Below are 26,496 nucleotides of genomic sequence, written 5' to 3'. Positions count from 1 at the left end.
TCACATGGTCGGATAGACAGGTCCCTCGCCGCCCTGCGGCGGGACCCAGTTGATGTTCTGGTTCGGGTCCTTGATGTCGCAGGTCTTGCAGTGGACGCAGTTCTGGGCGTTGATGACAAAGGTGTCCTTGCCGTCCTTCTCCACCCATTCGTAGACGCCGGCGGGACAGTAGCGGGTCGACGGACCGGCGTAGATGTCGTGCTCTGATGACTTCTGCAGCGCCATGTCCTTGACCTGCAGATGAACAGGCTGGTCTTCCTCGTGATTGGTGTTCGACAGGAACACCGAGGAGAGACGGTCGAAGGTGAGAACGCCGTCCGGCTTCGGATAGTCGATCTTCTTGTGCTGCGAAGCCGGTTCCAGCGAAGCGGCGTCGGTCTTGCCGTGGCCGAGCGTGCCGAAGAAGGAGAAGCCGAACAGCGTATTGGTCCACATGTCGAGACCGCCAAGACCGATGCCGATAAGCGTGCCGAACTTCGACCAGAGCGGCTTGACGTTACGGACTTGTCTCAGGTCCTTACCGATCGCAGTCTTGCGCCATTTGTTCTCGATCTCGACGACTTCGTCATTGGCGCGGCCCGCCGCGATTGCATCGGCAATCTTCTCGGCGGCCAACATGCCCGAGAGCACGGCATTGTGGCTGCCCTTAATGCGGGGAACATTGACGAAGCCGGCCGAGCAGCCGATCAGCGCGCCACCTGGGAAGGTCAGCTTCGGGACTGACTGGTAGCCGCCCTCGGTGATGGCGCGGGCGCCATAGGAGAGCCGCTTGCCGCCCTCGAAGGTGGTGCGGATCGCCGGATGGGTCTTGAAGCGCTGGAATTCCTCGAAAGGATAAAGATAGGGGTTCTTGTAGTTCAGGTGGACGACGAAGCCGACGGCGACCATATTGTCTTCGAGGTGGTAGAGGAACGAGCCGCCGCCCGCGGCCATGCCGAGCGGCCAGCCGAAGGAGTGCTGCACGAGACCTTGGCTGTGGTTCTCCGGCTTGACCTGCCACAGTTCCTTGATGCCGATGCCGAATTTCTGCGGCTCGCGATCCTTGGAAAGGTCGAATTTGGCGATCAGCTGCTTGGCGAGCGAGCCGCGCACGCCTTCGCCGATCAGCACATATTTGCCGAGGAGCGCCATGCCCCGGGTGTAGTTCGGCCCAGGCTCGCCGTCTTTTTCGATGCCCATGTCGCCGGTGGCGACGCCGATGACAGCGCCGTCATCGTTATAGAGCGCTTCGGTGGCGGCAAAGCCGGGATAGATCTCGACGCCGAGCGATTCGGCGTGGCCTGCCAGCCAGCGACAGACAAGCCCAAGCGATACGATATAGTTGCCGTGATTGTTCATCAGCGGCGGCATCAGCACGTTCGGCAACCGCAGTTTTCCGGCAGGGCCGAGCACCAGGAATTGATCGTCAGTCACCGCTGTCTTGAAGGGATGGGCGTCCTCTTCGCGCCAATTGGGCAGAAGCCGGTCGATGCCGATGGGATCAACCACGGCACCCGACAGGATATGCGCGCCAACTTCGGCTCCCTTTTCTAGCACCACGACCGACAGTTCCGGATTGACCTGCTTCAGCCGGATCGCCGCCGAAAGACCTGCCGGACCGCCGCCGACGATCACCACGTCGAATTCCATGCTTTCGCGTTCGAGGTTCATACTGTTACTGCCAAAAATCTATTATGGAGCGTCGTTCTGGCGAACATGGTGGTTCGCCAGTTACCCGTCACTGACGCATTGTGACAGGCATGGATTCAACTTAGTAAGAGGTGACGCCCTGCAGTTTCTCAAGCGCCTCTACATATTCGTTGAGCATCCGCTCGATCTCGGATTTCACCGTCGTATGCTCGTGCATATCGCCAACTGCCTGGCCGACGGAGTAGGTCCAGTAGTCGAGGTTCCGACCGCGCTCGGCGCGCTTGAATGGGTACCCGTTCATGATCGATTGCATCGGCCAGTCAAGGGGCTCCGGAGCCTCGGGACGGTGCCAAGCGTCCACGTACTTGGTGTAGAGCATGCGACCTTGCTTACCGGTCATAGCCTTGGACAGGCGCGCGTCTTCGGATGCGGCGGCAAAGAGCTTTTCTCGCATCTCCAAGCTCAGATCGCTCTCGGCCGTTCCCAGCCAAAGCGAGCCCATCCAGACACCCTGGCAACCGAGTGCCAAGGCGGCCAGGATATGCGATCCGCGCGTGATCCCCCCTGCCGCCAGCACGGGGATGCCTTCAGCCGCCTCGACGACCTGTGGCCATAAAACCATGGAGGCAATATTGCCCACGCTTCCGCCGGCCTCTGTTCCTTGGGCAACCAGCACATCCACGCCGGCCGACCGCTGCTTTGCCGCGTGTCTTGCGTTGCCAACAAGTGCGCCGACCTGGACACCTTTGGCGTGAGCTTCCTTGACGACCCATTCCGGGGTGACACCGAGTGCGCCCACCACGAGGTCGACGGACTTTTTGCCAAGCACCACGTCAAGCTGCTCGCGGCTCTTCTTGTTGGTCATCGCCATTTTTTCGGCATACTCGGCCAGATACGCATCCCGGTCGGTCTCGGAAATGTCCGCAATCCCTGCATCGTCAAGAAGCCGCTTCACAAAGTTGAGGTGTTCTTTGGGAATGAGCTTCCGGTACTCGTCGGGGGTCTTTTCGACGCCTTCTCCCCCCGTGCCGGGAAACACCAGGTCGACCGAAAAGGGGCGCCCATCAACACGCTCCTCGATCCATTCGATTGACATCTCCAACTCTTCCGGAGTCATCCACGCCGCGCCGAGCGAACCCATTCCTCCAGCCTTCGTCACTGCGGCGACGACGTCGCGGCAGTGCGAGAACGCAAAAATTGGAAGCTCAATACCAAGCGTTTTCGTTAGTTCTGTTTGCAACTTTGACCCTCCGGGACCCTTTTGGTGAGCGGCGCGTCTCAGCCAGCTTACCAACACCGCTTATTTGTCTACCGATGCGTATAATAAACATTACTATGGGTATGTTTGTAAAGAGGCGATGGGCGATATGATGGGTTTTCGAAACGAGGAGGGTGTTTCCGTAACATCGAAGAAAACGCGATTTCGTTCTCCGGATGCCGTTGCGCAATCCGTAGCGTACTGTATTGTACGTGTGAGTATGTCCGGTGAAAAAAGCGTCAATATCTCAAGTTTGGTGGCGTGGCAGGATCAGACCGTGCCCCCAGATGGCCTCTTTCGACGAACGGACCTGCTGAATTGGCGAAGCTGAAGGAACTTGCATATGTTCGACTTTAAGGAAAAAGTTGTCGTTATCACGGGCGGCGAAACAGGTATCGGCAGGGCGACCGTTGAAGCATTCGCCCGCGCCGGCGGACAGGTCATCATTGCTGGATATTTGGAAGACCAGGGTGAGGACGTTGTAAAGTCTCTCGCTTCGGAAGGGTTGTCTGTTGAGTTTATCAAGACGGACGTTCAGCAGGAGAGTTCGGTCGATAACGTCGTAACGTCTGTGTTGGCCAAGCACGGCCGCATTGACGTTCTTGTCAACAATGCATCCGTCTTCGACGGATTTGCCGGCGTGCTTGAGACCTCCAACGCCCTTTGGGAAAAGGTCATCAACACCAACCTTCGGGGCACATTCTACTTCTGCCGTGCCGTGCTGAAGGACATGGTTGCGCGCGGAGATGGTCGCATCGTCAACGTCTCATCCGTAGGAGGTATCATCGGTGGTGCAGACGGCCTGGCCTATACAACGTCCAAATTCGGCGTGATCGGCCTGACACGGCAGATGGCGGTAGATCTGACCAAGACAGGTGTTGGGATCAACGCAGTGTGCCCTGGCATGATCCAGACCGATATGCGCGGCAATTCGGCTCGGATCCTCGGCGACACCGCTCCCGACATGGCACGCGGCGTTGGCGTAAATCCCGACGCACTGAAGCGCGTTCCTGCAGGAAAGAAAGGCGTACCGTTGGACATCGCGAACGCGATCATGTTCGCTGCGTCGCCATACGCCAGCTACATGGCAGGTCATTCGCTTGTCATCGACGCGGGCTGGACGGTCCAGTAACAAGCCGGCTCATATCCAATAGGGAGTTTTCCCGGCTCAATCGCGCCGGGAAATCGCCATAACGAGCGGCGATCTAAGTGTATGCAAAAAGTGTCACGGTACTCGCTTGTTCTAACCAGTCTCTTTGACGGTTGTCGTTGGTCGTAGGGGAAACGCCGGTGCGTCCGGCTGGTTTCGCCGACAGATCGAACGAAGTCAGGACCAATATTGAGGGAAGTCGAGATGAGCTGTGACGAAGGGAGCCCATACAAGGCACTCATTTCCTTGGCAAAGGCTCGCTATTCTTGCCGTGCGTTCACGAGCACGCCGGTCCCATCCCGTGACATTCATAAAATTCTGGAGGTTGCCCGCACGGCGCCCTCGGACTGCAACACGCAGCCAACCAAGGTCTTCGTCGTCAGTGGCGAGCCTTTGGATCTACTACGAGCCGAAATGTACAGGTCCGCTTTGGACGGCGCAGACAGAAAGTCCGATGTTCCGCCAATCGGTGTCTACACCGGAATTTTCCAGGAGCGTCGGCGCGAATGCGGTTGGGCCCTGTACAATGCCGTTGGCGTCCAGAAGGGAGATCGAGTGGCTTCAGCCAAACAGGCGCTTGAAAACTTCCGCTTCTTCGGTGCACCACACCTTGCCATTATAACCGTTCACAAGGACTTGGCTGAGCGAGGGCTATTTGACGCGGGTATATACCTCGGGCACTTCCTGCTTGCCGCCCAGGCTGTCGGGGTTTCGGCCGTCCCGCAAGGCGCCATCGCTCACTATGCGCAAATTATCCGCAAGCACGCGGCAATCGAAAACGACTTCCGGATCGTTTGCGGAGTTTCTTTCGGATACGAGGTAAAAGATCACGCTGCCAATAGCTTCCGTACGACGCGCGCAGAGCTATCGGACAGCGTAATTTTCGTCGAATAGGGTTTCCTATTTCAGGGCAACACCCTGAATAAGCTGATCAGCGAAAACTGACGCAACTTCCTCGGCGCTATGCTTGAAGGTCGGCTTGAACCAAGTGTAGGGCCAGTTGCAAGCGCCGATAATGCAGCTAACAGCGATGGCTGGAGGTACGTCGCGGAAGACACCTTCTTTGACACCTTTGGCGTACAGATCCTGGATCTGTTTGTTGTATTTCCGACGGTTGCCAGTGACGACCTCGCGTTGCTCGTCGTTGAGCTCGTTTTCATCCCTGTTGTAGATCGTCGCCCAAGCGCTCCGTGACATCACATTCAGCGAATGCATCTTCACGATCCGCGCAAGGACCTCGGTGACACTACCGCCTGATTTCAAAACTTCGGCCAAACCCTTGGAATACGTGTCGTCGATCTTCTCGAAGATCCTCCAGAGGATTTCGTTCTTGTTCTTCATGTAGTAGTAGACGATCGATTTGGTGAAGCCCATCTCCGCGCTGATGTCGTCTACCGTAACGGCGCGAAAGCCGCGGGCCGCGATAAGGCGAGCGGCCGCGTCGAGGATTTCTTCCTGAATTAGCTCGGTCTTTTGCTGCTTGATCTTGCCCCGAATGTTGGGTTTGGCAGAATCTTTTTGAGCTTCCATATCCATGGTGTACCTTCCTGAGTATTTTTTCGTTCTTTACGGTATAAAAACCAGAAAGGCAACCTTGCCTGAGGACCTACATATTCGAATGCCTGCACCCAACTGCCTCAGCCGTTGGTGAAGTTTGCCAATCAAGTATTATAAGATCCCGCTTCCCACTTCTTCTGAGCTTTCCAGTCCGGCGAAAGGTCGATGAATCGATCGAGACTGAGCCTTTCAACAGGAGCCGACGTCTCGCCCTTTAGAGCGAGGTCAGCCATGGCAATCCCGACGGCCGGACACATCCCAAAACCATGTCCCCCGCCCGCAGCGACGAGCAGCCCTTCGGGATCGTCGAACCTATGGATGATCGACTTCTGGTCGCGCGTAATGTCGAGAACGCCCGCCCAGGTCCGCAAAAGTTGCGTCCCTTTCGCGACCGGAAACGCCTCGATCATGCGGCGGACCAAATTGCGAACGATCGGCGTGTTCGGCTTTGCGGGCTCGTGATCTGCGTCTACATCGACCCACTCATGTGGACCGCCGTTGGCATGGAGATTGCCACGTTTTGTCTGCCGTATTGACAGTCCATTCAAACCGATGAACCCTACCTCGTACATGGGCGGCAGAGGAGTCGTCACCAATGCCTCCAAGCGTACAGAGGCGACTGGAAACACAACGCCGAAGGGCTCGAGGAGGTTGGCATTATAGCCTCCGGCACAAAGAACAACCCGATCTGCATAAAGGTCTCCCGTTGCGGTTTTGACGCCTTTGACTCTCCCCGACTCCGAGATGACGGAATAAACAGGCGTGTTTTCGAGAATGACCCCACCTAGGTCTTGAAACGCCCAAGCGTAGGCTTGCGATACACGCTGTGGGTTGGCGTGCCCCGACCGCGGTGTGTAAAGACCCGCCCGCGACTCGTTGGAGAGAATGGGAATAAGCTTACGGCATGCATCCGCATCTATGATTTCGAAGCCGAAGTCAGCTCTTTGAAAGGCTTTGTGGGTGGCATGGAGTTCTTCCACCTGCTTGTCAGAAAAAGCGACCCACAGACGGCCTTTCTGCGTCCATTCGGTCGGGTACCCCAGTTCCTCCTCCAAACCATCCCAAAGTTTCTCGGCCATCTCCGCAAGCGGCGCTTCGTCGGGATCGTCGGCGCGCAGGCTCAGATAGCCCGTTGCGCGAGAAGAGGCTTCGTACGCCACCGGCCCGCGGTCGACAACGAGTACGCGAACACCTGCTTTTTGAGCCTGGTATGCGGTCGCTAATCCAAGCAGCCCGGAGCCGACGACGATGATATCATAACTGTTCATGTCTTCTTACCTCTTCTGCTGGCCTGCGACGCTTTCGGGAACGACTTCTTCGTGCATCCAGTGAGGCCATCTTTCCCGGGTGTGGTAGTCGTCATCCTCTGCCGCAATCAGGCCCATGTCCACCGGTCTGACCGGGAAGCGATAGCTGGCCGGCTTGATATCGGCGACGTCAATTCCGTATCTCTGGGCAAGCAGCATGGCAGCCTCGTCGCGACAACGTTTGCCTTGGCAGTGGCCCATGCCGACCCGCGTCATCCGCTTCGTCATGTCCTGACTGACCTTTGGACCAACGTCTCCGCCCGTCGTCGCCACATGTGGTGCGCGCAAGCCGGCTTTGAGGTACCGAGGCGGTTGCAGGTCCAGAAACTCGCCCCGCGTCACCGACTCGCATTGGCACAAGACGACGTCGGAGCCTCCCATCTCGTGCAGCTTCGCAACCCAGAGATCTATGTAATTCGCAGGGTTTGGTTGTCCGGAAGGCGCTGAATCGCGTAACGCGTCGATGTTCTCGCCGGCGGTTGGCGCGAGAAGGCGAGCGACTTGGTCATCCTGCCTGTTGAAATTTGACAGCCAATACACATTCGGGACAGATGTCTCGAGCTTTGCGTCAACGACCGGCAGCCACGCCGGGTATTCCCCGGCAAATCGCATAGCACAGCCCATGGCGGCCGGTAGTTCCACATTCGGGAGAACCGCGATGGCAACACATATCGTATCGCAGTTGATGTCGACACGTTTGTCGGTGCCGTCGATGGAAATGACGGTCGCTGACGAGATCTTGTCGGTGCCCTGCGCTTCGAGAAGGACGCTTTGATAGAAAACCGGAATATCCTGTTCGCCCGTCCAGTGGCCATCTTCCTCACCTGATTGAAAGGTGGCGGTTGGCTCGACGAATCCCGCGATTTCGATGCCACGGTCGATCGCAGCCCGCGCAAACTCGACGGCGAGGGTGGTCGTTCCCAGCACGAGGCAGCGGCTGCCGTTGAAACACTGGTAAGACTGGAGAAGCTTAGTTGCTGCCTTTCCCCCCATTACTCCTGGTAAATCCCATCCCTTGAAGGACGGTACGAAGTCACGGGAACCGGGCGCGAGTACCAGTCGGTCGTATTCCAGGAGTTCGTTCCCCTCCCGAGAGACGATTCCCACCTTAGGAATTTCGATGTGCCGGGAGTTAGGAGCGTTGTGAAACGCACCCCAGGCAACCACACCGATCTTGACATCGACTTCGTTCTCGACGCATTCCAGCAAAAGATCATTTGAACTCAGGACGTTATCGAAGACGGCGGTTTCGTCGCTGAGCGACGTGGGCAGACCCGATCCGTAAAAATACGGGGCGTCAAAAGACATGCTCTTGAGTTCCTGAGGGTGCTCGTCAACCAACGTGACCTCATCGCCGGCTGCACGAGCAGCCAATGCAAATTCACAACCCAGCCGGCTCGCTCCAACCACAACGACACGCTTGCCGCTCATTTGAATGTTCCCTTCTTATAACCTCGCAAATGCGAGCTCTTGTTATCGGGCCGGCAGCATCCACATAGAAACTTCGACCACAAATGCAGGCGGAAGCGGTTGGGCGCGCTTCCGATCAGCTTCAGAGTTTTTTCATGGCCGCAGCCAGGATTTCTTCGTAGTCACCGACGATGCCGATATCCGCAATCTTGAAAATATTTGCATCCGGGTCTTTGTTGATCGCTATGACCTTCTTCGCCCCGCCGATCCCGGCGAGGTGATGCACTGCACCGGAAATGCCGACTGCCACGTAAACCTCAGGGCTGATTTTCTGGCCGCTGAAGCCCACTTGCCGAGACGAAGGCACCCATCCCATCTCAACCGCGGCGCGACTAGCGCCGACTGCCGCGTCAACTTTGGCCGCAAACTCCTCAATGACACGCCATTTTTCACCGGAACCCACACCAAGTCCACCGGACACCACTTTGCTCGCGCCACGAAGCGGAAGGCCACCGCTGTCGGGCAGAGCCTCCGAGGCGACAAAACGCACGGCTCCGGGATTGACCGGTTCGGTGACCACTTGCGCTTCGACATCCTGAGCAGCAGGTGCGGACAGAGCGTCACCGCTATAAAGAAGGACGGCCTTACGCCCTTCGAGTGAAAGGATCTTCTGCGCCAAGCCGCCCATTACCGGGCCGGTGATTTCAATATTGCCTTCGCGGGCTTGAATGACTTCGCAGGATGTCACGAATTCCGCGGCTAGCGCAGCCGCGACTTGCGGTCCCCAATTCCGGTTGGAAATCGTGCCAAAGCCAACGACCAGTGAGCTTTCACGATCGGAGGCCGCCTTACCGACGACCTGGACCAGATAGTTTGCACCGTCACCGACAGGCTTGTTCGGCCTCACCACGGACGCGCTTCGGAACACCCCGCCATACTTCACAGTCACACTGGAAGAACCTGTCGTGTTTAGGATGAGCAGATCGGAGGAATAACCCGCCGCAGCGAGATTCGCCGCGATCGACGCCAATGTGGCGAACTCTGTCGCGCGGGTCTCGGAAGTATGATGGATTACAAAGAGAGCGTTCTTCATCGGTGATCTCACTTGTCGAGTGCTGCGAGAAGGGCGGCGGCCTTGTCTTCATTGCTGCCATCGATGAATGTGGTGGACTGGCCGGAGCGCTGCGCCTTTTTCGGAGAATATTTGGGCCTGGAGCCAGTCGGGCCGTCAGACGTCGCTTGAGCGACCTCGATAGTCGCCTTTTTGGCCGTCATGACGCCCTTCAAGCCAGGGGTTCGGGGCTTGTTGATTTCATTCGAGACGAGCAGAACGGCAGGGAGGGAAATCTCGTATTCGTCGATGGTCGCGTCGGCGAGCTTGCCCACATTGATCACCTTGTCGCCTACAGACTTAATTGCGACAACCGGGGAGATCGCCGGGATACCCAACCCGTGTGCCACGAGGTAGGGCACGTAGCCGGAATCGGTGTCCGACGATTGTCGTCCGGCAATAATCAGCGATGGAGTTCCCTTCTTCTCTATCGCAGTAACGATTGCCTGAGCGGTCTTGAAGGAGTCGGTGCGAGCGGCTTTGTCGAGATCAACGCGGATGGCATTATCAGCGCCCATTGCAAGCACGCGTCGCAAATATTGCTCGGCTGAAGCGTCGTCAGCAGTGAGTACGGTTACGCTTCCGCCATGTGTCTCTTTAAGTCCAATCGCCGCTTCCACGGCATTCAGGTCATAAAGATTGATCGAGTACTGTGCCGATGCATGCACGACGATCTCGTCACCGGCGTCGGATATCGACACCAGTTGCTCGGGAAGGTTTGGATCAGCGACCCTCTTGATGAGTACAAATATATCCATTTGCAGTTTCAGCGCTCCTATCGCCGGCAGTGCCCGCACAATCGCATTTCGGTTCTTGCCCTACGCCTCTGCAGCGCGGGAAGGTGCTGTCGTTCGATGGTCAACGCCAGGCCGGGAATGGAACATGACTTTCCATATGCCTTGTTGACAAACTTCTTCTCGCTGGTTCCGAACCTCCAGCCAGAAGTTCACAATCCCGCGCGTGGGGTTCGAGGTGCGTCGGACTTCCTCGACACGCTGGTAGACGTGGATCGTGTCTCCCATCTTCACCGGAGCTTTCAGATCCCAGGTCATTCCCAAGAAAGCGATGGCTGTGCCCTCTTTGAGGCCGAGCCGAAACTCCAATCCGGTGGTGATAGCGAAGACGGCAGGGCCGTGAAGGATCCGCGCACCAAATGGCGTGGATCGTGCGTAGAGCTCGTCCGTGTGCACCGGGTTATGGTCGCCGGTCAGTGCGGCGAACATCACGATATCGGTTTCAGTAATCGTCCGACGGGGGGTGGTCCATTCCTGACCAACCTCGAAATCGTCGAAGAACATAGCGCTTGGACCGACGCTCAGTGCATTAGGGTCGATTATAGCGTCCATTCATTACCTCCTTGAGCGCCGTGGCGCATTAATCGCTTTGTGGACTCCCGCATCCGCTCCAAAGCTCAGTTTTTCATACTGATGAGAATGTATTTTCTACCAGCTGGTTCGATGTGTCAAGCGAACAGTATGCCAAGACGCGGCATCTCCTCCGCTCGAAATCATCTCCAGCCGGCGCTCTTGAGAGCGCTGTCGAGATCGCGGCGAACCTGCGTGTATTCGACATGCGTGTCGGGTACGAGGCGGTTACGAACGCCCGAACCTAACTCTTCCGATATGTGAGCGATAACGCCAGGCATGGTCGACAGGATCGCCAATCCGCACATCTCCTGGGGCGTGAAACCCATCTGCACCATGATAGCGGCGAGCATTCCGACGTCGTTCAAGACCAGTTCGGGCTTGTTGCTCACTATCTGGAACGCCCTGTGGACGGCTTCATACCACTCGTTTGCTTCGCCCCATACGCCCTCAGACTTGGCTATCGCCTTCAGCCTCTCGGATCGCGGATCCAGATATCTGAAGACTTGGTGGCCAAAGCCGGGGACCCGGCGCTTTTCCGACCGCAGGTTTTGAACAAGCTCTGCCGCGGCTTCGTCCATCGGCTGGTTGCCGGCCTTCCATCCGGAAAAAGTCTCCGCGATAAAGCGGCCAGTATCTTCGGGCGAAACCGCATATGCACCGGCCGCCAGAACGGCTGCGCCGAGGCCGGCCGTCATGACGGGATTGACGGAAACTACGGCGCGAGCGGCGAGGGTACCGGACTTTTGGAGGCCGAAGTCGAGAATGGAGGAGAGAATGACGTCCATCATCCTTGACTGGCCTGGAGTCGGGAGTTCTCCGCGAACCAACAAGTAGGTGATTGCGGAGAAGGGGACGGCGCCGACCAGTTCGTTCATCGCATATCCGCGTATGTAGATACCTTCTTCCGCTATCTCACTTACAGCGGTCACCCAATGCGACGGTGTTCCTTTGGTCATAAATGCCTCGAAAGATGAACAAGAATGCAAGCTTCGTTCGGCAGCTTTGGCGACCGGGTCCGAACCGAAATTCAAGTTCATACTAGATAATCCATGAAACATACTCAAGCGTACAATCAGTGGGCACTGGAAATTTCTTGTCGACATGGGTCCGGGATAAAATCGTGTCCACATACTTCCACGTATCCCATAAGTCTGCGATGGTATGTCGGAGCGCCCCGTCGGGTACACCCGGCGGAAGGCAACTCACTAGTCTTTTGACGAAAGGAAGAAATTCATGTTGTCCCCAGTAAACCCACCTGAAGCCAACTGGCCGGGCCCGTCTCAAGGCATGGTCGTCAAGGGGAGCGGGTTCTTCGTCTCGGGCGGTCATTGCGGTCTTGACCAGTCGGGAGAGCCAGTGACGAGTTCGATGGAAGATCAGATCGTGGCGATGTTCGAGAACCTGAAGCGGACGCTCGCCGCAGCCGGTCTGACATTCGAGCACGTGGCACGGACCACTTGCTTTGTTAAGGAGTTCACCCCGGAGCTATTGAAAACGATCAAGGAGGTGCGTGCGAAACACTACAATCAGGAATGCCCGCCAGCCAGCGTGATGGTCCAGGCCGGGCTTTACGACCCGCGCCTCTTCGCGGAAGTTGAAGTCATTGCAGTCTTGCCGTAGGCGCTTGGTGCCGAGCCGGGTGGAGCGCCGTCAGTCCCCGGCTAGGTCGGCGCAATGTCCCGAAGACTTTCTATAGCGTTGCGCCATGCGTTAACCACCAGACCTTTCGCTTATTCCGTTCCGATTCCGTCACCGGAAAGGACCGGGATTGGATGTAGGTCCGTGATGATGGCAGCTTCACAGGTTCATCGTCACGCCCACGCCGCAGCGGGGAAGCCATTGCGTAAGCGCGAAGTATCCATTGAGTTCCAACAGGAACGTAAATGCCATCAACTGGGCCTGTGAAGCTTGCAATGTCGGCACATTCCCGCTACGCATACCAAATCGAATTAAAACATACCTACTAGTACTATTTTTGCCTCCCCGTTTGTCCGTGGGGCACAAGTCGGGGGCGAATCGCGCAAAGGACGAGTGATGACAACTGTCTGTCTCACATTTGATTTCGACGCAGTTTCACTTTGGATCAGCACCATGCGCCAGACGAGCGCCACACCTCTCTCGCGCGGCGAGTTTGGGGCTCTGGTCGGCTTGCCACGTGTGTTGAGCCTTCTCGCAGAAAAAAAGGTGCCTGCTACTTTTTTTGTTCCTTCGCACACCGCCGCAGCGTTCCCATCGCAAACACTGCGGATCCGTGAAGAGGGGCATGAGCTTGCGCTGCATGGGTATTGCCATGAGACGCCAGTGGGGCTTTCTCGAAACGATGAGGAGCGGCTGCTCGATCGCTCGATTTCGAAGATGCGGTCGATCCTGGGTAGCGACTTTCTTCCGAAGGGCTATCGCTCTCCAGCCTGGGACCTCGGGCCCGACTCAATATCAATCCTTGAGGATCGTGGAATAATCTACGACTCGAGCATGATGGGGGATGACTACCGACCGTATTTGGCGCGCACAGGTATTGTCGCAACGGAAGATGATTACGATCCTGGCACGCCGAGCAAAATCCTGGAGATGCCGGTAGCATGGGAACTGGACGATTTCCCACATTTCGTTTTTCTCAACAAGCCAATGTATCTTGGCATGAGAACCCCTCAGGAAGTGTATGAGCTTTGGAGGGAAGAGTTCGACTTCTGCGCCTCCCTAGGCGATGGCGTATTCACGCTTACAATGCATCCTCAAATTATTGGACGAGGACCGAGAATTAACATGCTGGCGAGGCTGATCGACCACATGAAGTCGACAGCGGGCGTGATCTTCCGAACTGCTTCCGATGAAGCGCGGGACAGACTTCGCAAGCTGCATGGAGCGCAGGCCGAAGCAAACCAAGCATTTGAAACCTTCACCGACTAATCAAGAAGAATCACGCCTCATGGAAAATCACCTCTCTCCTCTCCCGTCGGTTTACGATGCACTTCGTGCAGCTGCTGAAAAACGGTCTGAGAAAACAGCCATCGTCTACGATCAAGAAACCATCTCCTACGCTGGACTTCTCCGTCGTATCGATCAGGTGATCCGCAAGCTGCGTTCGCTTGATATAGGAAAGGGGGACGTCTTCGCGATTTACGGACAAAATCACCCCGAGCAGCTGTACTGCTACTACGCTGCCTCCAAGATGGGGGCTGTGTTTGTTTCTCTTAACCCCAATCTCACGGCAGACGAGGTTGGTTATAGCTTCGACCACAGCGAGGCCATGGTACTTTTCTTCGATGATCACGTAGAGGGGATCGCTCGACAAGCAGTTCACTCTGACAAGCTTTTGCATCTCTCGACGCTATCCGCTGACACAGAAGGTTTGGAGGAGCCGCACGCGGATATCGATACCGAGTCAGACTTCATAATTACCTATTCCTCTGGGACAACCGGCAATCCAAAGGCCGTTGTCCTCGACCAGCGCGCGCAAATCGACGTGGCGGCCTCGCTGGCGAGAATGTGGGGGATCTCCGAAACGGATACGACCCTCGTCGCACTTCCTCTCGGTTATCTTTTCGGGCTCTCCACGGCAGCCGCGACGGGTCTGCATGCGGGGGGCACTGTCGTGATCCTTCGCCGTTTCCACCCGCGCGACGTGTTAGAGGCTTTCGCAGCCCATCACATAACCGTCTATCATGGCGTGCCGACTATGTACTCCATGATGATGGAGTACTGCGAGCAACGGCAACTCACGTTCGACCTCTCCGGCGCTCGTCTCCTTATTTGCTCCGGGGCTCCCCTACCAGAGGAGGTCGGTGCTCGTTTCGTCGCAAAGTTCAATAAGTCGTTGCAGAACTATTATGCGCTTACCGAAGTGACGCCTGTCTTTGGCCGCTACCACGACGATCCGGCCCAACTACCCGCAGGGGCGATCGGCAAGGCCGCGCCTGGCGCGACAATCAAAATCCTCGCCCCAGACGGCTCGGAATGTAACGCGGGAGAGCCCGGCGAAGCGTTTGTACGTGGCGCGGCAACACTCAAGCGTTATTCAAAGGATCCTGAGCTCACAGCGGCAACGCTCAAGGAAGGCCTGTTCCGGACCGGCGATCTCGTCAGTCGCGACAACGAGGGCTTCTACTACATCGTCGGCCGTATCAAGGACATCATTATCCGCGGAGGCCACAACATCTCACCGGCGGAAGTGGAGAAAACGATCCTTGTCCACGAGGCGATCCAGGACGCTGCAGTTGTCGGTATTGCCGACCGCATTTTCGGAGAAACGCCGATCGCTTTCGTCGTCCTGCGTCCAGCAATGGATGTCTCTTCGGACGAATTGATCGCTTATCTCGAACAGAAGATGGCCGACTTCAAAGTCCCCCGGACAATTTTCTTTGAGACAGAACTGCCCCAGGGAAAGACCGGCAAGGTCGACAAGAAAGTGCTGAAACTGCGCGCCGAACAGCAAATTCTTGCTGTCTGACCAGGTTAGGACAAACCATATCATGAATAAGAGCGAATATCGCAAGCAGGACGGTCTCGACCTAGCCAGGATGCTTCGAGACAAGCAACTGACACCCCTCGAACTCATGGACTGTGCGATCGACTACGCCGAGCAGATCAATCCCAAGATCAACGCTTTGACTTGCACAAATTTCGAGACTAGCCGAGACCTCGCGCGCAACGCAACGCTGAAGGGGCGGTTCGGGGCGCTTCCGTTTCTGCTCAAGGATTCCGGGCTTGCCTATCCGCCACTTACCAACAGCTTCGGCTCGCGATTGTTCGCGGACCTCAAGATCGATTTCAATGCGACCTTGACGGACAGATTCCTTGAGGATGGCTTCCTGCCTTTCGGTCGAACGACCGTTCCGGAATTTAGTATGGCGCCGACCACCGAGGCAGTTCAGAACGGCGGACCAACGCGCAACCCATGGAACCTTGATCACTCGCCGGGCGGATCGAGCGGCGGCGCCGCCGCGGCTGTTGCAGCCGGAATTGTCCCCATTGCTCATGGCAGTGACGGCGGCGGCTCTATACGCATTCCCGCCTCTTGTTGTGGTATCTACGGTCTAAAACCTTCCCGAGGGCTTATTCCAGCTGGCCCCGCACGCGGGGAAGGTTGGGGTGGCCTTGCGACTGACGGAGTATTGTCGCGATCAGTGCGCGATACGGCGGCTGCACTCGATGGTATTTCGGGGATGGAAACTGGTGCCCCGTACGCCTCACCGCTGAAGAACGGTTCCTACGCATTTGTATTGAATAAGCCCTTTAGAAGGCGACGGCGCATCGCGATGTGGAGTGTGGGCTTTGACGATATCCCTATCCACCCGGAGTGCCTTGCAGCGCTGCAGACAGCCAAACGGTTGCTCGAAGAGGTTGGCCAGGAAGTCGTCGATGCACCACTTCCGCCCATTCAGTTCTCGAAATTCGTGGAGGCTCAAATCAACGTGATGGCCGCCAACGTCACGGTCACGGTTAACGGGAAAATCCGCAACGATCCGAAGTCTGGATGGGAAAGGAAGTTGGAGCCTGCCATCCTAGATGCTTATCACCGGGGAAAGAGCCTGAGCGCGGAAGCCTATGCGTTGGCAATTACGCGGTTTCACACGATCGGCCGGCAACTGGCAAACTATCTTCTTGAATACGACTTCATCGTCACGCCGACGCTAATGCAGCCGCCGGCAGTGCTGGGGGCGATTTCGACGGATGACGACTTCTTCAGCTTTAGAAGCAAGATAAGCCGCTACGCGACGTTCCTCGCACTCATCAACGCGTCCGGGCAACCGGCTGCCAGCCTTCCCCTGCATTGGTCTGCGCAAGGATTGCCGATCGGCGTACAGATCATTGCGCCGTTCGGGGGCGAAAGCGACCTGTTGAGGCTCTCCGCACGTCTGGAGGAAGCACGGCCGTGGTTCGATCGCGTCCCGGCAGTTTGAAATGAAAAGATGTTTCCGCCTACCCGCCAATAAGAAGGAGCGACCTAATGCCTGATGGAACCGAGAAAAGCCGAGGATTTACCGTCGCCCTGGGTGGCTGTTGCAGCATGTTCTATCCGGAGCCAACGCCCGCGGACCGATCCCCGCCCCCGGCCGACGAAAGTGAAAACGCCTTAAGCTTGACGTGGTCATTCCGGCAACTGATCGCAAGGGTGACCGGGCTGTTCGCTCGTCTTCAAAGGGCGAGAGCTTTGCGGTAGCAGCAGTCGGGCTCCGCTAGAATGCCCGCCTGGTTAGGCCACTCAACGCCCGGAAACGTGTGAATTCGCTCTAAGGGCGGCGGCCTACATGTTTCCAAGATCTAGGTCGGTTGCTCCAGTGGGAGAATTTTTGCTCGGTCAAAAAGCGCCTCCGCCATTTCGTAGCTTAGCGCCTTTGCCCCGGAGTTTTCCGGGTCGGAAAAATACTGGAAGCTGCAACCGTCGACGATGACCAACAAGGATCTTGCAAGGACCGTGGTATCCCATTGACATGTGCAGCCTGAGATCTCAAGTGCTTCGTTCAATACGACGGTTAGCTCGTGGAGATACATGGGATACATGGTCAGCCGGACTGGTTCGCTGTTGCGAAGCGCCCACAGGAAGAGTTCGAACTGAGCCTGTGCGTTCTGGGGCATGCGCTCGACGCCTTCCCACCAAGAGTCGAGCATAGAACGGACGGCATTGCGAACGCCGCCGCTCGTGGAAAATTTCATGGAATCAGAAATCATCTCCTTCAGCCACCTGTCGACAGCAGCATTGATCAGGTCGTCCTTGTCCTTAAAACAGTAGTGTAAAATTGCTAGGGGAGCCTTGGCTCTCGCCGCGACATCCCGCACAGTTACCGACTGGACACCGTTTTCGCGCATGATCTCAATTGTCGCGTCGACCAATTGTTCACGTCGGATTGCCGATGGAATGCGCACGTCTAAATCCTTCACTTTTTTCGGAAATGGGCATTGAAGCGCAAGGCTAGCCGCATCCATCCACCATTTGCAAGCCGTTAAAACGGGGGTCGGCCGATACTTGGGCAATTGACTTGGACAATTGTCCATGTGATCTTCGTCCTCACTTCGGCGGGTCGGCAACTCGGCTAATTCAGGACGTTTCCGTTGACAAAGCGATCGGGGATTGTTCCGTGGCCCTCGCTTCGACCCATGTTCCTCCAGTTACTCATGGTTCCTTACATGACGCAGAAAGAAATTATCCCACCGGCGCTTGCTGCCGATTTTGCCGTAGGACATTGGGGAACACATCGCGTCGAACGGGACGGGGTCGGAAAGATTGCTCTCAAGCCATGGGAAGGCGACAGCGATCCGAGCCCAATCGGACTAGACCAGCTCTCCGATGCGGTTAGCGCATTGCGCGTCCGTCGGCCGGCCTTCCGCGAGGGATGGCTGAAGAAAGGGCCGGGAGACCATCGACAGCGAAGAGGCTCAGATCACTTTGTCGAGGTCCCCTGGGATGAAGCGTTCGACATTGTCGCCGACGAATTGCAGCGGGTCAGGCAGTCCTTTGGGAACAATGCTATTTTCGGAGGATCTTATGGATGGGGAAGCGCGGGCCGCTTCCATCACGCGCAAAGTCAGATCCACCGCTTCCTCAATGTAATCGGGGGCTACGTGCGGGGCCGGGACTCCTACAGCTTCGGCGCTGGCTCCGTCATCATGCCGCGCATCGTGGCTCCGATGGAGCAACTTCTCGAACAGCACACGGACTGGAACAGTCTCGCAGATCACACGGAGCTGTTTGTCGCCTTTGGTGGGTTGCCACTTAGAAATACCCAGATGACGGCAGGGGGCGCGGGACGTCATCGAGTACGCCAGGCGATAGAGACGATGCGCGCACGGGGCGTACGGTTTGTAAATGTCAGCCCCCTCCGACAGGACGTCAGTGTCGAAGCCGATTGGGTTTCCATACGGCCAAACACTGACGTCGCACTGATGCTCGCACTGATCCATGTGCTCACTTCGGAGAATTTGCACGATCTTGCCTTTCTCGATCGGTTCTGTACCGGAAGCGATAAAGTCGAGGCGTATGTTCTCGGCATACATGATGGGGTGGCCAAAACGCCCGAATGGGCGGCTAAAATCACAGGCGTTCCAAGTGGTCAGATAGAGCGGCTTGCCAGGCAGATGGCAGCGTCGAAGACCATGATCAATGCTTCTTGGTCTCTGCAGCGCCAAAGCCACGGGGAGCAGTCCTACTGGGCGCTCGTGACCTTAGCGGCGCATTTAGGACAGATCGGCAGCCCGGGCGGTGGTTTCGGTATCGGTTACGCAACCCTCAACTCTATCGGTTCGGACGAACTCAAGATTTCCGGCCCGCGGCTACCGCAGGGTAGCAATCCCATAAAGGATTTCATTCCGGTCGCTCGCATTGCGGACATGCTTCTCGACCCTGGAGGTCAGTTCGACTATGACGGCAACTCCTATCGATATCCTGATGTGAGGCTTGTTTACTGGGCGGGCGGCAATCCCTTCCATCATCATCAGGACCTCAACCGGTTTATCGGTGCCTGGCAAAAACCGGAGACGATTATCGTCCACGAACAGTTTTGGACGAGCACTGCCAAGGCCGCGGACATCGTTCTTCCCGCGAGTACTTCCCTCGAAAGAAATGACCTTGGTTTCGCATCACGTGAGGGGCAGCTTGTCGCGATGCGCCAGTTTCAACCCCCACTAGGCGAGGCGAAAAGCGACTTCGACATCTTTGCAGGTGTCGCAATGAAGATGGGGGTCGGGAAGGAGTTCACCGGCGGCAGGACAGCCGCTCAGTGGATCGAGCACATGTACTGCGAGTTCCGCGCGAACCTCCGTTCACGCATCGACTTGCCCGATCTCGAGGAATTTTGGGAAATGGGCCGCATCGATTTCCCTTCATCGAACAAGCCGACAATCATGCTGGCTGATTTCCGGGCTGACCCCGACAACCATCCGCTGGGCACGCCATCAGGACGCATTGAGCTATATTCGGAGGAAATTGCCGGATTTGGCTACGACGATTGTCCTGGACAGGCAACCTGGATGGAGYCGGTCGAGTGGCTGGGCTCGGACCGAGCTTCACGGTACCCACTTCATCTGATCAGCCAGGAGCCACGCCGTCGGCTACACAGTCAGCTTGATCACTCTCCGCACAGTCGGGCAGGGAAGATCAAGGATAGAGAGCCTGTCTTGATGAACCCGGCCGATGCGGATGCTCGAAATATCAAGGATGGCGACGCCGTCCGCATCTTCAACGATCGCGGTGCGTGCTTGTCCGCGGCGCAGTTGACAGACGAACTCCTTCCAGGCGTGGTTATCATCGCGACGGGTGCATGGTTTGACCCACAAACCTGGTGTCCCGACAACATCCTCGAACGACACGGTAATCCCAATGTGCTGACGATCGACATAGGGTCTTCTAAGTTGACCCAAGCGACTGTTGCGCAATCTTGTCTGGTCGAAGTTGAACGTTTTGACGAAGCTTTGCCCGAAGTAAGGGCGTTCAAAGCGCCGCCGTTGACAGAGCAGCGAGTGTCCGAACCTCACGATCGCGCCCAAATAAGAGACTGATCGAAACGGAAGCGATCTGTCGAAGGCCGGCACATCGAAGAGTCCATCGACAGAACCGCAGCATGAATAAGCGGATTAGGTGCTGTACCTTTCGTGGCCCTTGGTCGAGACCGGCGTTGAAAAGATGTAATTAAAAAATCGGGTCAGCCGCGAGCTTCATGCCGCTGTCGGCAGAAGCGGTCTCGACCCTGATCGACAACGAGCGTCCACCAGGGTCTGTTTTCGAAGTTCTCCGGCTTAAACGGCGGCCATCAAGCTGTCGATAAGATCGAGGGCAGGGCGAACGGCGCCTTCTGCAAGAGGGTTCAACGGGCCGGGCTGGAACTTCCGCGAGAGGACGCCCTTGTAGTTTCGCTCGCAGAGTTCCTTATCCTCGGCGTTCGTAGCGCGCCAGACTTCGATCACCTTGTCGATTTCGTAGTCCACGCCCTCGATCGCATCTGAGTGCACATACCAGCGCGAGGTCCACTCGACTTCCGATTCCGAGATCGGGTTCATCGTGTGAATAATAGCGTGGTCGATGTGAAAGATTACGCGGCTGAGGACGGGAAGCAGCCCCACGCCATCAGTAATTTCCACGGGCAGTTCCTTCTTGTCCGCATATATGCCGAGCGGCTTGCTAACGAGTTCTCCATTCATGGAAACCGTCGTGAAACCTTTCCGCAGCGGCTCGCCGCCGAGGAAGCAGCTGCCGCCCCAGCCCGCAGTCTGGCCGTAGGAGGATTGGATGTCGAACGCGATGCCGAGTTCGGGGTGAGAGCCGGCACAGTGGTAGCATTCAAGATAGTTTTCCAGGAGGGTCTTCCAATTCCCCTTTACAGGCAGGGCCTCGCGAAAGATTTCCTTCATGTTCTCAGGTTGAAGCTTTTTGAGTTCGTCCGACGGAGTGCCAAGCAGTTCGGTCAAGCTTTCAGTGGGATTGCTCGTGAGGTTCACGAAGATCAGGCCGGCCCACACCTCGACGGCGGCCGGAAAGAGAGAGAGCTTTTCGTAATCGATGCAGTCCTTATCGGCCATCATCGGCGCACGGCGAAGTGAGCCGTCAAGGCCGTAGCTCCACTGGTGGTATGGGCACACAAAATTGCGAACATTTCCTTTATCCGATTTGGACAGCTGTGAACCTCGGTGGCGACAGACGTTGTAGTGGGCACGAACGCTTTCGGTGCTCTCCCTGACGATGAGGAGGTTCTCCCCTGCAAAGTTATGGGAGAAGAAGTCGCCGACATTCGGAATTTGGGAGATATGGCCCGCAAAGGTCCACTGCTTCGCAAAAATCTGACGGGTCTCTTCTTCAAAGACCGCAGGTGAGACGTAGCGCTCGCGAGGGAACGTTGTTTCCGTAGAACGCACAGCACGGAGGCTGTTTGGCGCGATTTCCTGTCCCATTTGTTTCTCCTTCAAGGTTTGATTTCAAAATATACCAGGACAACCGTGTTCGCTGGCGCTCTAGGCATCGAGTTCAATCTCGGGACCGAGCGCACGAGATACGCAAACCATCATCCAGTCGCCCTGCTGTTGCTCCGAAGCGCTAAGCACCGAATCGCGATGGTCGATAGCGCCAGACAAAACCCGCGTCTCGCATGAACCGCAGGTTCCCTCACGACACGCGCTAGGCCAACGAATACCTTCGCGTGTCATGGCCTCCAAAATGCTCTCCTCTGCGCCTACCGAAATCGAACGCCCAGAGGCGCGAAGATGCGCTGTGAACGCATGATTTTGAACTGGCGCAGAGACTGTTATCGGGCTGAATCTCTCGCTGTGCAGCGTGTCCTTGGGCCAATCAGAGGACAACGCGGTCAGAGCGTTTAAAAGTCCCTCTGGTCCGCAAGAGTACAGTTTTGTCCCAGGGGCGATAGTATTTGCGATTGCCTTCAGATCGAGAATGCCAGCGTGGTCTTCCGCAACGATCCGCACATGCCCGCCGAGCGCTTCGAGCTCCTGATGATACGCCATTGATGAACGGCTTCTGCCGCCGTAATACAAGACCCAAGGAGTGCCACGCGCCGTAGCTTGCTCAATCATTGGAAGGATCGGCGTGATGCCTATTCCGCCTGCAACGAAGATGTACTCCGATGCGGCCTCAAGCGGAAAGTGGTTTCGCGGACCCTGAGCTTCCAGGATGTCGCCCTTCCTCAGATTCTCATGGATAAATTGCGATCCGCCGCGGCCATTGCCGGCGCGTAGGACGGCGACTCGCCAGTGTGCGGTATCGCCAAGCGGACCACAGAGCGAATATTGTCGTTCAAGCTGCGGCCCGAGCTTCAGGGACAAGTGCGCCCCCGGTTCCCACGACGGCAGCTCTCGTCCCTGGGCGTCCGCAAGCACGAGCTCGGCGACATCATCTGCCCGCTTCACGATATCTACTACACGCAGGGACCTTGTTTCTTGCTCGTTCATACACTCTCACATCATTGGCAGGCGACTGTCGATCAGGCCCTCGTGCGACCCGGTCAAAGCTTGAAGCGGGTAGGGTCATGCAGAACGTAGCGGACACTGAACATTCCGGTGAGTATGTGTTCGATGGCGTTGCGGCGCAATTGAAACTGTGTCCTACTCTTCATGACGATTTGTCATGATGAAATCGGAAAGCCCATGGCGTTGTACCTTCCGCCGACAGAGCAGCTTCTTGCCTTCAAGCTGGCGATCGAACACGGGAGCTTTACGGCTGCCGCGAGCGAACTTAACATCACGCAATCTGCGGTGAGCCACCAGGTGGCTAAACTCGAACGAGCGGTCGGCTCTCGCCTGATTACACGAAGTGCCCGTGGCCTGGCTCTAACCGACGCGGGGGAAACGCTGATTGCCGCGATTAGCGACCCGATTTCGCAGCTATTGTCGGCCTTCGAGTCACTCTCAGTTCCCAGTTCCACCAACTTGCTGAAAATTCAGGTTGAGTCTGCTTTCGCAGCGTCTTGGCTTTCACCCAGACTTGACAGTTTTCTCGGGCGGTTCCCGAACCTGCGCCTTGAACAATATCGCTCAACGAACTTGAGGCTGTCGGATCGCGTTGAGCTTGCTATCAAATGGGGTAGTGGTCGATGGCCGGATTTGGTGTCTGAGAAGCTGCTTAGCATCTACTACACGCCAGTTTGCTCATCGGCGATCGCCGCCTCGGGCAAATTGAATAATGCAGAGGACCTGCAGAACTTCACGCTCTTGCATGATCGGCGCTACAAGGACTGGCAGCAGTGGCTAGACCAGTATTATATCCACCACCCAAACGTCCGACGTGGGCATATCGTGGACGACGCTTACATCCTCAGCGAGATGGCTATGGAAAGCCGGGGTATAGCCTTGTGCGCTCCGATCTTAGCCAGGCGGGAACTCGCAAGCGGCAGTCTCGTCTGTCCATTTCCGGCAATGCGGCTATTTCCAAAGGAAGCCTACTATCTTGTGAAAAGGAAAGAGACACGACTTTCGCGCAACGCGGAAGCTTTTGCAGCCTGGCTGAAAGATGAAGCAGCCGAAGCTAGTGCCTGACGAACGATGCCCTACCAATGCGTTGGACATGACTGTCGCAGCCAAGCACAACACCGGCCTGACCAAGATCGAGATATGATACTTGCCAGTAAACCGCCCTAGACGGTAGCTCGCAGTCTCATTAGAGCCGACTGGTGCACCAGCCGACTGGATCGCGGGATCAACAGTTGAAGCCTCTTATTCGCATCACATACTTGACAGAATAATTTTCAAACGAAAAGGTATGGCGCTCACCGGTTCGCCGAGCTTTCGTATCAAATATGGGCGCCTTGGAGGGGTTGATGGATTCGACAGGAACAACCAGGGCTGCTTCTGCGGCCGGAACAACACCGATGGTGGGAACTACCGGCGGACAAGTTTCCGGGTACACCACTGGTAGGGTTAACGTCTTCAAAGGCGTGCCGTATGGACGCGACACAGCCGCGTCCAGGTTTGAAGGCGCGGTTCCAGCAGCCGCTTGGGATGCGCCGCTTGTCGCACAAGCAGTAGGCGACCCATGCTACCAAAAGAACAGGGATTGGAAAGGTTGGACCGACAATCGCGACGGTAGTGAGAACTGCCTTTTCTTAAATGTCTGGTCGCCGAACGACGCAAAAGGCAAGCCCGTGATGGTTTTCTTCCACGGTGGCGGCTATCGCTACGGCACTGGCGGTGCGCCGCTTTATGACGGCGAGCGACTTGCCGTGCGCGGTGACGTCGTCGTCGTCACCGTCAACCATCGCCTGCATGTCCTTGGGTTTACATTTCTTGGCGACCTCTTGCCAGACAGCGATTACGCACCAAATCCTGGCCTACTTGATCTCGTCGCTGCTCTACATTGGGTGAGGTTAAATATTTCCGCATTCGGCGGAGACCCACAAAATGTAACGATTTTCGGTGAATCCGGCGGCGGCGGTAAGGTTTCTTGCCTTATGGCGATGCCCAGCGCGAAGGGCCTCTTTCACCGTGCTATTGTTCAAAGTGGTGCGCAGCGTAAACTGCGGAGCCGTGAGCAAGCTACAAAAGACACGGTCGCGCTCCTGGAAGCTCTAGATTTGGGGCACAAAGACGCCGGCAAGCTGGCGGACATTCCCGTCGACATGCTTTACACCGCCTACCGGAAAGTGGTCGGGAATTTGTCTGTCCGAGGAGCACTATCGGGCCCATTCAGTCCGGTTCTCGATGGCGAAGTACTGCCTTGGCATCCCTCCGACCCGCAAGCTTTCGACAATTGCAGCGTCGTTACTAAGATGTACGGCGCCAACGCTCACGAGTCGGCCTATTACCTGGATTTCGCGGGGCTGCTTTCACACCCCGTAACAGATGAGGATATGTTGCGTGACGCGGTCTCCTACCTGAACCTCGACCCATCAGAGCTGGCCGATTTTTCGCTGCTGATCAGCGATTATAAGACACGCTTGCCTGACATTGGTCTCGACCGTCTGAAGGTGGGGTTGCTGTCAGATCTATGGATGGCCTCCGATACTCTCAAGCAGAGCTTGGCGGCTGCTTCTCAGGCGTCGAGCGCTCCTGTCTATCATTACGTATTTGCGTGGGAGGAGCCATATCAGGGCGACTTCTGGTCCCTGCACGGAGCAGAACTCCTTTTCACGTTCGACAACGTAGACGCTGACGAGATGTGGGGGGAAAGCGGGGCTCCGGCGGCTCGGGCAAACCGCGACCCCTCAGGGTATCGCTATCTGCTGCGTGATAACGTCGTCAGCGCGTGGGCCAGCTTCGCCAAAACCGGACAGCCCTCATTGAAGGATGGTACGGCTTGGCCCGCCTTTGACCCTAAAACGCTGAACACAATGGTGCTCGGCGAGGGGTGTGAAGTCCAACAGGACTATTTCGGTAACGCGACAAGAAGGATATTCGACAGGATCGAGGCTGGCGTCGGATCCTGATCACTGTCGGAGCAAGTTCCCTCCAAGGCATCCGTCGCGGCATCGATGTCGTCCGCGCTCTGTCGCTAGGTGCGACGGCCGTCGCAGTAGGTCGTCCGGTTCTGTTTGGCTCCGTCATGGGTGGCGCCCAAGGAGCGCAAAGCGTCATCGAGCATCTGCGCGACGAGTTAAGAGCGGCTATGCTTTTAGGCGGAGCTGCAAACGTAACCGGCTTGTCACGGGACTATCTGAAAGTCTGACAGAGGCAATCCCGGAGGTGGTTGGAACGTTGGAGCGCCTCCTCGAAGAGCTCGGAAAGGTGCTTTTGATCTGGCAGCGAGCACCTCAACCGCCTACGGGCAGAGTCGTTCTCAATGCCGCTCAGACGTGAAGTAATTCGAAGCGAAGATTGGATTAATCATTATTCCTACAAAGTTTCCTCCAACTGTCTCGTATGGACGAAACACAGCTTGTTGCCGTCCGGATCGCGGCAGTAGGCTGCGTAATAGTCATCGCCATGACCATCCCGAAATCCGGGGGTACCCTCATCGTACCCCCATTTTCAATGACAGCCTGAAACGCACGATCGAGCGACTCCCGAGAAGGTGCGATGAAGCTCACCTGTGTGCCATTGCCCCAGGTCGCCGGAAAACCATTCGCCGGAAGATGTGCGTAAAAGGCAGGTGCTGATGTTCCTGGCCGCATCCATCCTCTACTTTTCTGGCTGTCGTCATATTGACCGTGACGAACCATGCCAAGCGCTCCTAGGACATCGTCATAGAAGCGGGATGAAACCTCAAGGTCGCGAACCCCCACGGTTATATGACTGAACATGCCAAACTCCTTGTTACTTTGAGGAATGCGGGTTCG

23 protein-coding genes are annotated in these 26,496 nt (G+C 56.7%); 10 read left to right on the top strand and 13 right to left on the bottom strand.

Annotation, left to right across the window (positions count from 1 at the left end; all coding sequences use genetic code 11):
• Complete coding sequence (locus AB4Z23_RS18400; protein WP_441360496.1) at window positions 1-1,650, bottom strand: electron transfer flavoprotein-ubiquinone oxidoreductase; 1,650 nt, start codon at window positions 1,648-1,650, stop codon at window positions 1-3.
• 100 nt (window positions 1,651-1,750) lie between these two features.
• Entirely contained in the window at window positions 1,751-2,869 is a 1,119-nt protein-coding gene (locus tag AB4Z23_RS18395) for a nitronate monooxygenase (protein ID WP_441360495.1), read from the bottom strand.
• Window positions 2,870-3,230: 361 nt separating this feature from the next.
• Here AB4Z23_RS18395 and AB4Z23_RS18390 point away from each other — a divergent pair, with 361 nt between their 5' ends.
• Together AB4Z23_RS18390 and AB4Z23_RS18385 are read left to right on the top strand one after the other, a co-directional pair.
• A complete protein-coding gene (locus tag AB4Z23_RS18390; RefSeq protein WP_441360494.1) occupies window positions 3,231-4,019 on the top strand; it encodes an SDR family NAD(P)-dependent oxidoreductase in 789 nt (262 codons plus the stop codon).
• 222 nt (window positions 4,020-4,241) lie between these two features.
• On the top strand, window positions 4,242-4,931 hold the full coding sequence (locus tag AB4Z23_RS18385) for a nitroreductase (protein ID WP_441360493.1): 690 nt from the start codon (window positions 4,242-4,244) through the stop codon (window positions 4,929-4,931).
• A 6-nt stretch (window positions 4,932-4,937) separates the two neighbouring features.
• Here AB4Z23_RS18385 and AB4Z23_RS18380 read toward each other — a convergent pair whose 3' ends face one another.
• The 7 genes from AB4Z23_RS18380 to AB4Z23_RS18350 form a co-directional block, all read right to left on the bottom strand.
• Window positions 4,938-5,573: a TetR/AcrR family transcriptional regulator gene (locus tag AB4Z23_RS18380; protein ID WP_441360492.1), complete on the bottom strand. Its 636-nt coding sequence runs from the start codon at window positions 5,571-5,573 to the stop codon at window positions 4,938-4,940.
• Window positions 5,574-5,698: 125 nt separating this feature from the next.
• Complete coding sequence (locus tag AB4Z23_RS18375; RefSeq protein ID WP_441360491.1) at window positions 5,699-6,862, bottom strand: NAD(P)/FAD-dependent oxidoreductase; 1,164 nt, start codon at window positions 6,860-6,862, stop codon at window positions 5,699-5,701.
• A gap of 6 nt (window positions 6,863-6,868) precedes the next feature.
• The gene (locus AB4Z23_RS18370) at window positions 6,869-8,332 is read right to left on the bottom strand and encodes an FAD-dependent oxidoreductase (protein ID WP_441360490.1); all 1,464 of its coding nucleotides are present in this window, start codon (window positions 8,330-8,332) and stop codon (window positions 6,869-6,871) included.
• Between the two features lie 121 nt (window positions 8,333-8,453).
• A complete protein-coding gene (locus AB4Z23_RS18365) occupies window positions 8,454-9,404 on the bottom strand; it encodes an electron transfer flavoprotein subunit alpha/FixB family protein (RefSeq protein ID WP_441360489.1) in 951 nt (316 codons plus the stop codon).
• An 8-nt stretch (window positions 9,405-9,412) separates the two neighbouring features.
• A complete protein-coding gene (locus AB4Z23_RS18360) occupies window positions 9,413-10,180 on the bottom strand; it encodes an electron transfer flavoprotein subunit beta/FixA family protein (protein WP_441360488.1) in 768 nt (255 codons plus the stop codon).
• Between the two features lie 60 nt (window positions 10,181-10,240).
• Window positions 10,241-10,768, bottom strand: coding sequence for a MaoC/PaaZ C-terminal domain-containing protein (locus AB4Z23_RS18355; protein ID WP_441360487.1), 528 nt, complete (start codon window positions 10,766-10,768; stop codon window positions 10,241-10,243).
• Window positions 10,769-10,929: 161 nt separating this feature from the next.
• Window positions 10,930-11,745, bottom strand: a complete 816-nt coding sequence (locus AB4Z23_RS18350) for a citryl-CoA lyase (RefSeq protein WP_441360486.1) — start codon at window positions 11,743-11,745, stop codon at window positions 10,930-10,932.
• A 277-nt stretch (window positions 11,746-12,022) separates the two neighbouring features.
• Here AB4Z23_RS18350 and AB4Z23_RS18345 point away from each other — a divergent pair, with 277 nt between their 5' ends.
• The 4 genes from AB4Z23_RS18345 (at window position 12,023) to AB4Z23_RS18330 (ending at window position 16,689) form a co-directional block, all read left to right on the top strand.
• The gene (locus AB4Z23_RS18345) at window positions 12,023-12,409 is read left to right on the top strand and encodes a RidA family protein (protein WP_441360485.1); all 387 of its coding nucleotides are present in this window, start codon (window positions 12,023-12,025) and stop codon (window positions 12,407-12,409) included.
• Window positions 12,410-12,823: 414 nt separating this feature from the next.
• Window positions 12,824-13,696, top strand: a complete 873-nt coding sequence (locus tag AB4Z23_RS18340) for a polysaccharide deacetylase family protein (RefSeq protein ID WP_441360484.1) — start codon at window positions 12,824-12,826, stop codon at window positions 13,694-13,696.
• Between the two features lie 19 nt (window positions 13,697-13,715).
• Window positions 13,716-15,236: a class I adenylate-forming enzyme family protein gene (locus AB4Z23_RS18335; protein ID WP_441360483.1), complete on the top strand. Its 1,521-nt coding sequence runs from the start codon at window positions 13,716-13,718 to the stop codon at window positions 15,234-15,236.
• A 22-nt stretch (window positions 15,237-15,258) separates the two neighbouring features.
• Window positions 15,259-16,689 carry an amidase gene (locus AB4Z23_RS18330; RefSeq protein ID WP_441360482.1) on the top strand — a complete coding sequence of 477 codons (1,431 nt, stop codon included), beginning with the start codon at window positions 15,259-15,261 and terminating at the stop codon, window positions 16,687-16,689.
• A 361-nt stretch (window positions 16,690-17,050) separates the two neighbouring features.
• Here the strand turns inward: AB4Z23_RS18330 and AB4Z23_RS18325 are convergent, their stop codons facing one another.
• Complete coding sequence (locus AB4Z23_RS18325) at window positions 17,051-17,713, bottom strand: TetR/AcrR family transcriptional regulator (protein ID WP_441360481.1); 663 nt, start codon at window positions 17,711-17,713, stop codon at window positions 17,051-17,053.
• 201 nt (window positions 17,714-17,914) lie between these two features.
• Between AB4Z23_RS18325 and AB4Z23_RS18320 the strand changes: the two genes are divergently transcribed.
• On the top strand, window positions 17,915-20,281 hold the full coding sequence (locus AB4Z23_RS18320) for a molybdopterin-dependent oxidoreductase (protein WP_441360480.1): 2,367 nt from the start codon (window positions 17,915-17,917) through the stop codon (window positions 20,279-20,281).
• 237 nt (window positions 20,282-20,518) lie between these two features.
• Here the strand turns inward: AB4Z23_RS18320 and AB4Z23_RS18315 are convergent, their stop codons facing one another.
• Window positions 20,519-21,667 (bottom strand): aromatic ring-hydroxylating oxygenase subunit alpha, encoded by a 1,149-nt coding sequence (locus AB4Z23_RS18315; RefSeq protein WP_441360479.1) that lies wholly within the window; start codon window positions 21,665-21,667, stop codon window positions 20,519-20,521.
• A gap of 60 nt (window positions 21,668-21,727) precedes the next feature.
• Window positions 21,728-22,678 (bottom strand): PDR/VanB family oxidoreductase, encoded by a 951-nt coding sequence (locus AB4Z23_RS18310; protein ID WP_441360478.1) that lies wholly within the window; start codon window positions 22,676-22,678, stop codon window positions 21,728-21,730.
• Window positions 22,679-22,873: 195 nt separating this feature from the next.
• Between AB4Z23_RS18310 and AB4Z23_RS18305 the strand changes: the two genes are divergently transcribed.
• The 3 genes from AB4Z23_RS18305 to AB4Z23_RS18295 all read left to right on the top strand — a co-directional run bounded on the left by AB4Z23_RS18305 (window position 22,874) and on the right by AB4Z23_RS18295 (window position 25,886).
• The gene (locus tag AB4Z23_RS18305) at window positions 22,874-23,761 is read left to right on the top strand and encodes a LysR substrate-binding domain-containing protein (RefSeq protein ID WP_441360477.1); all 888 of its coding nucleotides are present in this window, start codon (window positions 22,874-22,876) and stop codon (window positions 23,759-23,761) included.
• 281 nt (window positions 23,762-24,042) lie between these two features.
• Window positions 24,043-25,647 (top strand): carboxylesterase/lipase family protein, encoded by a 1,605-nt coding sequence (locus tag AB4Z23_RS18300; protein ID WP_441360476.1) that lies wholly within the window; start codon window positions 24,043-24,045, stop codon window positions 25,645-25,647.
• Entirely contained in the window at window positions 25,614-25,886 is a 273-nt protein-coding gene (locus AB4Z23_RS18295) for an alpha-hydroxy-acid oxidizing protein (protein ID WP_441360585.1), read from the top strand. The genes AB4Z23_RS18300 and AB4Z23_RS18295 overlap by 34 nt, the downstream gene beginning before the upstream one ends.
• A 154-nt stretch (window positions 25,887-26,040) precedes the next feature.
• Here the strand turns inward: AB4Z23_RS18295 and AB4Z23_RS18290 are convergent, their stop codons facing one another.
• Complete coding sequence (locus AB4Z23_RS18290) at window positions 26,041-26,460, bottom strand: VOC family protein (protein ID WP_441360475.1); 420 nt, start codon at window positions 26,458-26,460, stop codon at window positions 26,041-26,043.
• Window positions 26,461-26,496 lie beyond the last annotated feature (36 nt).

The organism is Agrobacterium sp. MCAB5 (assembly GCF_052114365.1).
In the GTDB taxonomy this organism is placed as follows: domain Bacteria; phylum Pseudomonadota; class Alphaproteobacteria; order Rhizobiales; family Rhizobiaceae; genus Agrobacterium; species Agrobacterium tumefaciens.
Note: the sequence above shows the minus strand (reverse complement) of the source record. Positions and strands in the feature narration are given on the sequence as shown.